Below are 5,810 nucleotides of genomic sequence, written 5' to 3'. Positions count from 1 at the left end.
TTCTTTTTTGAATAACACGACTCCTTTTTTAGAGTGATGCGACTCCGGTTTTTTCTTCAAAGCATCAATCTTAGTTTTGCTTTAACTGTTTATAAAACTACCCACAGAAAGCAGTCATTTGCAGGAATGTTGGGGAATGATTCGCAAACGTTTGTCTACCCGAAGCCTTAGCAGTGGGTTTCACCCCATGTGCATTTTCCAAATGATTCTAAAGAAGTGGGATTGGATGCATTCAGGCATGAAAAGCAGAAAAGTTAATGTAAGGTTGGGGATGGTACACCCGAAGGCTCCATCGCCCACCCACTCAACCCAATTTCCTTGGGCTATGCTTTGTCAAAAAAAATGTTTAAAAACCCTCTCCAAATTGCAACACGAAAATGCAATCACTGACACTATCAGCTTGGCTCTTTTCAAATCCTTCTCTTTATTCAATTCAATCCCGTATTGCCTCATACTTTCCAAACGGCTTGTTGAACAGTGTTGTCATGAAAAAATTTGCCGTGTGGAAAAGGATAAAGCGCGGGTAGCCCCACTTTCTAATCCGGCGCATGGATATTATGGCCCTTGCCGAATCGCAAAACACGACCCTGCCAATCCTTGACGCCCGCATTGCAATGTCCGTGTCCTCGGCAGTCACAAGCTCCCTGTTAATCCCCCCAATATAGGTATAGACGCTTTTTCTTATTGCCATCGCATCCCCGTTTGCATAATACATGTGCAGATATGCAAGGAGTTTTGCCGCAGGGAAAAGCAGGCAGTCGCAAAAGAAATTTTCAAAAACCGTGCCCTCTTTTGGCCTAAAGCGGCCAAGAACTGCGGCAACGCCCGGATTTTCAAATGGGGCCACGATGTTTTGCAGCCATCCTTGCTCAAAAACCGTGTCTGCGCTTGTAAAGACAAGTATCTCGCCTTTGGCCGCAAGCAGCCCGATGGCCCTACCAACACCGATTGTGGTTTTTGGGCTAATCAAGACCTTGGCCCCCCGGGACTTTGCAATTTTTACCGTCTTGTCAGTACTGGAGGCGTCAGATACAATTACTTCAAAGTTGAAAGAAACCTTCTGCCCTGACAATGACTGCAGGGTTGAGGCGATGTTTTTCTCTTCCATGAAAGCTGGTATGACAACGCTTGCCTTGATGTGCCCATGCTTTGGCACAAGGTCGCCTTTAATCGGCACAATGGTTTTGTGCCCTGGGTCAACAAGGCCCTGGATCTTTTTAATGGCCTGCCCCTGCCCGTTTTTTGTCGCCATATTGGAGATGCTATAATTTGCCCTGTTTATAAAACTGCAAGTAAGGGGTGCTATTTTATATTGATTCCCAGGCAAAAGCGCAAAAGGGAGTTGAATGGCAAGGCTAAAGGGGGGCAAAAAGCAGTTACCGGCGCAAGTTTCCGGTGCAGTGGCAGCTGATATTTCACAGACAAAGCTTGATGTGAGGGGTGACGATTTTTCATCCTACAGCACTGAAAAACTCATTTCACTCTCATTTGACGAAAACCCAAAAATAAGGATTCGCGTGGTCTATGAGCTTTCAAAAAGAAGCAATGACCCTACGGCAGTTTTCGGCCTTATTGAGCTTTGCGCCGACAAGAACGAGAGCGTCAAGCAGACAGCAAAACTCGAGCTTGCAAAAATAGAAGGGGACTCGGAGGCCTCAAAGCTGGAGCAGCTGTTTTTGCAGAAAAAAGACGAGGACCCAAATCCGGAAAGCGTGAGAAAAAAACTCATGCCTTCAATTGAAAAACTGTTTTCCCAAAAAGGGAAAAGCCACATGTCTGGCAGCATAGAAAAGCTGTTTGTGGATGGAAAGGGAACGGATTCATCAAGTTCTGCAGGCAAACCGCAGGAAAGTCTTTCCGGAATACCGATGATTTCCCATTCCGGACAATCGCAAAAGCCCGAGCCAGATGAAATTGAGACGATTGGCGAAGGAGTCTTGCAAACAAAGCCTCAGCCAGGCATGCACGGGCATGAGAAACAAGAAACAAAAGCGCATTTTGCTGGGCAGGAAGTCAGTGAAGATGAGGCCCATATTGAGCCATTAGAGGCGGATAAGGCTGCGGCAAAGGCAGAAGATGAAAAAAAATTGCCGCAAGATTCGGCAAAGCAGGTGCAGGCAACATCGGGCCTTGAAGCGCCAAGTCAGCCAGATATGAAGCCCGGGGCAATTGCAACAACTGTCCTGGCACTTGCAAAAAAGCCAGGCATAACAGAAAAGGATTTGAAAAGCGAGGAAAAGAGGCTGCTTCAAAAAATCAATATGGAAGTGAGGTCTGCCTTTGCTGCGGCAAAGCAGCTGCTTGGAGCAAATTCGCCAAAAAGGGCAGGAGAGCTAAAGGAGGGCATGGAAAAGATTGCAACCGAGGAGCTTGATGTCAGCGGCATTGAAAAAGTCGAGATAAAAAAGGGAAAAAAGAGCACTTTTGTATACCGGATTTCCCTGAAGGATTCGACAGGGCAGTGCATCGCATATGTCCAGGAGGCAAAGGGGAACGGGATTGAGGTTGGGGACAGGCTAAAGTTCTCTGGCTGCAGCTTCGAAAAAAACCAGCTGACAGGGGAGGAGTGCCTGCTTCTAGGGCCGCGCTCAAAGCTTGTGATAATAAGATAGGGCCATGGGGATTGGCGGAAATTTTGGCAACGTTTTTGGCAGTGGCCAAATGGAATGATACGTCATCTTAATAACTTAGATATTGGCAAAAAAGCAATGTTCATGGTTTACCATTAAAAACAAATATTTATATATTCTGGCTGGCAAAATAAAGAGCAGGAAATAGAGTAGCAGGATGGCGTTATTGATGAGGGCAAAAACAGCAATTTGTCTGTTTGCATTTGTTGCGCTTTTGGTACTGGCAGGCGCCATGTTTGCCAGAACCGACTTTTTCTATGACTCCAAAGACGGGATTGAGGTCAAAAGGGCCATTGAATATGAGTCAAGGCAAAAAATCAGCCTTATTACAGGGGCCGTTGACTACGATTATACCACCATATCAAGGCTTACCGTAAAAAACACCAATCCAAAGCCCAGATTCAAGGTTTCGGTTTCAGACCAGATGCCATCGCTTTTGGGCGAATACAAGTTTTCATACACTCCTGCCCCGGATATGGTGAATGGCAAGCCCATTTGGGTAACACAGCAGCTTGACGGCTCAAAACAGGTAGAAATAATTATGATGATTGAAGGCAGGCTTTCAGACAAGCAGCTTGCGTTATTTGAAAGGCCTGCCGTAACCTATGAGAAAAAACTTGCAAAGCTTTCAGGCATAAAAAACGCGGTTGTCGGCAAGGAGACAAGGTTTTCCATCAATGACTGGCAGGGTGCGCCGATAAGGCAGCAGCAAGTGGCAGTGCTTGGCCCGGCTGGCTTAAAGCTTGGGCTTATTTCCGATGACAGGGGCGAAGCCTGGTTTGTGCCGCAAAAAACCGGCACTTATTTTGTTGACTTGCCCGACTTTGAAATTGAAGGCCAAAGAAAAATTGAAGTGGCTGGGCCTTCAGTCCCGGCAATTTCATCATCCACGCAGGCTGACAAGGATTTGCAGGGCCTGCTTCTCGGATATGCGCCGTATATAGGGCTGCTGATACTGGCTTCCGTGGTGCTTTTTGCGGCAATTACCTATTTTGCAAACTCAAGGAAAAGGCCTGAAGAGCAGTACGAGGCCATGGATGGGGAACACGGGCCTGCGGACAATAGCGAGCTTGTCATAGACGAAGGCAAATTGTTTTCGGCCCAGGCCAATGCATCGGCAGGTTTGGTTGAATCAGCTTCAGTTTACGAGGAATCCGGATTGGGAGAGGGCAAAGTTGATTTGCAGAAAAGCCTGCAGCAAGCTGAAACGCTGGATGCGCAAAAGCTTGAGCAGTCAAGAGCCTTGGTTGCACAGAGGCTAAGGAAGATGGAGAGGCAACTGCGGGAGCAAAGCGAGCCTGAGCCTGTTGGGGAAACTGAATTCGAAGGCGAGGAATCCGCGTCGATTGAGCAAGTAAGCCCGGATAAAAGCGAACAGGGCGGCAAGCTTGAGGCCAGGGAAAGCGAAGCGGAGCTTGAAGAGGACGAAAAGGCTGCAGATGAACCTGGGCAAGGAGGGCAGAGGGAAGACGAGGATTTGGACGGAATTCAAGCCAAGACCGATTATTCTGATGAAGATGAAGGGCAGGAGGAAGACCAGCCAATCACATATACCATAATTCCAGGCGCCTCTGCCGCAAAGGTTGGAAAGGCCGCACAGGCAAGGAAGCTTGCGAAGGTGAAAAAAGCTGATAAGCCCGAAAAGTCAAGCCCTTCCAAGGCAAACAGGAAAGAGGCGCTAAAGCGGGCGATAGAGAAGCTTGAGCAGCTCAAACGGAGAAAAAGAAAGTAGCAAAGGACCGTACAGTCTTATTGAGTAAGCCGGAGCATCGCAGGCAGACTCTTTATTGTGAAATTAATTACCAGGGAACTTTTTTTAGACCAAGCCTGTTTGCAGCATAATTGCTTGCCACATGCATAAAGTAGGTGAAAGCAAAAAGGAATGCCAGGTTTGGCGCGTCAAGCACAAACTTTGGCGCAAATGGAAAGACCAGCGCCAGGGCAACAAGCAGGAAAAAGAGCTGGTCAAGCAAAAACGAAGGCTGGCCTCTCTTGTAGCCAAGCCTGCGCTTGAAAAAGCTGCCTGCCAAATCCCCAAGCATTGTGCCGCTTGAGAGAAGAAAGCCTGCGAGGGCATGGCCTTGCGCATTATTGTAGAGGGCAAACTGTGTTTCAGGAAGAAAGACGGCCTGGAGAAGCCCGATTAAAGTACCTGCAAGTATGCCTGCCACAAATCCCCTAATCGTCTTTCCATCCCCAAACAGCCGCTTTCCGTCAACGAAATTCCGTCCAAAGTCAATTGGCGCCCCAAACCCCAATACGACAGGCACTGAGTTTGCAAAATAGGCGGGCATGATGAAAAGCAAAATGCCCATTATCAGGTTTGAAAATTCTTGCATTACTAAATAACAGATTATTGCTTTAAATTTGTTGCGAAACCAAAAGGTTAGCCTAAGGCGGGTGGGAAACGTGGTTCCTATGGATAAAAAGGCGAATAGACGCCATGGGCTTGACCTGGCAACAGGGGCAGGCGCAAGCAACCAGCAGGCGACAAAAGAAAAAAAAGACTATAGGCTTGTCTTGCTTGTAATTTTTGGGCTTGTGATTTCAGTTGGGGCAATTCTTGGGTTCATGATACTTTCCGGAATAGGAGATGGAATAGGCGGAAAGAAGGAAGGATTTTCCAAGGGGCTTTTTGACTCTGGCTGCATTGGCGTTGTTGACATTCGCGGGGAGATAATTTCTGATGACATAAGCCCCGGGCTATTTAGTCAGGGGGTTGCAGGCTCCTCAACAATTGCAAGCAGGATTGCACAGGCCGACAGTCGGGACGATGTCAAGGCAATTTTGCTTGTGGTTGATTCCCCAGGCGGCTCGGTTGTAGCGACAAGGGAAATTTATGATGCGCTTGAGGCAAGCAAAAAGCCTAAAGTGGCATACTTTAGGGAAGTGGCGGCCTCTGGCGGGTATTATGTCGGGGCAGCTACTGACTACATTGTCTCAGAGCCTGCGGCCCTTACAGGAAGCATTGGAGTCAGGGCGACATTTACCGACTTGAGCCCGCTTTTTGAAAAAATAGGCGTGAACACGACTATCGTGAAATCAGGCAGGTTCAAGGATATTGGCGACAGCACAAGACCCATGACTGATGAGGAAAAAAAGATAATTCAATCCATGGTGGATGAGATATTTGAGGACTTCAAGTCAGCAGTGCTCAAGCACAGGGCAGGTAAAATAGAC

The 5,810-nt window shown here is 47.6% G+C and carries 5 protein-coding genes; 3 read left to right on the top strand and 2 right to left on the bottom strand.

The genetic code is table 11. The annotated features are described in order from the left end of the window. Positions 1–433: 433 nt before the first annotated feature. A complete protein-coding gene (locus tag FJZ26_03645) occupies positions 434–1,252 on the bottom strand; it encodes a glycosyltransferase (protein ID MBM3229499.1) in 819 nt (272 codons plus the stop codon). 94 nt (positions 1,253–1,346) lie between these two features. On the opposite strand from FJZ26_03645, the gene FJZ26_03640 reads away from it, so the two are divergent. Next, complete coding sequence (locus tag FJZ26_03640; protein ID MBM3229498.1) at positions 1,347–2,612, top strand: HEAT repeat domain-containing protein; 1,266 nt, start codon at positions 1,347–1,349, stop codon at positions 2,610–2,612. Positions 2,613–2,799: 187 nt separating this feature from the next. After that, the gene (locus FJZ26_03635) at positions 2,800–4,362 is read left to right on the top strand and encodes a hypothetical protein (GenBank protein MBM3229497.1); all 1,563 of its coding nucleotides are present in this window, start codon (positions 2,800–2,802) and stop codon (positions 4,360–4,362) included. A gap of 67 nt (positions 4,363–4,429) precedes the next feature. On the opposite strand, the gene FJZ26_03630 is transcribed toward FJZ26_03635, so the two are convergent. Further along, positions 4,430–4,945: a CDP-2,3-bis-(O-geranylgeranyl)-sn-glycerol synthase gene (locus FJZ26_03630; protein MBM3229496.1), complete on the bottom strand. Its 516-nt coding sequence runs from the start codon at positions 4,943–4,945 to the stop codon at positions 4,430–4,432. A gap of 103 nt (positions 4,946–5,048) precedes the next feature. On the opposite strand from FJZ26_03630, the gene sppA reads away from it, so the two are divergent. After that, on the top strand, positions 5,049–5,810 hold a 762-nt coding region (gene sppA / locus FJZ26_03625; protein ID MBM3229495.1), incomplete at its 3' end, for a signal peptide peptidase SppA.

The sequence above is a fragment of the Candidatus Parvarchaeota archaeon genome, from assembly GCA_016866895.1.
Classification (GTDB): domain Archaea; phylum Micrarchaeota; class Micrarchaeia; order Anstonellales; family VGKX01; genus VGKX01.
This window is presented reverse-complemented; position numbering and strand designations above follow the sequence as displayed.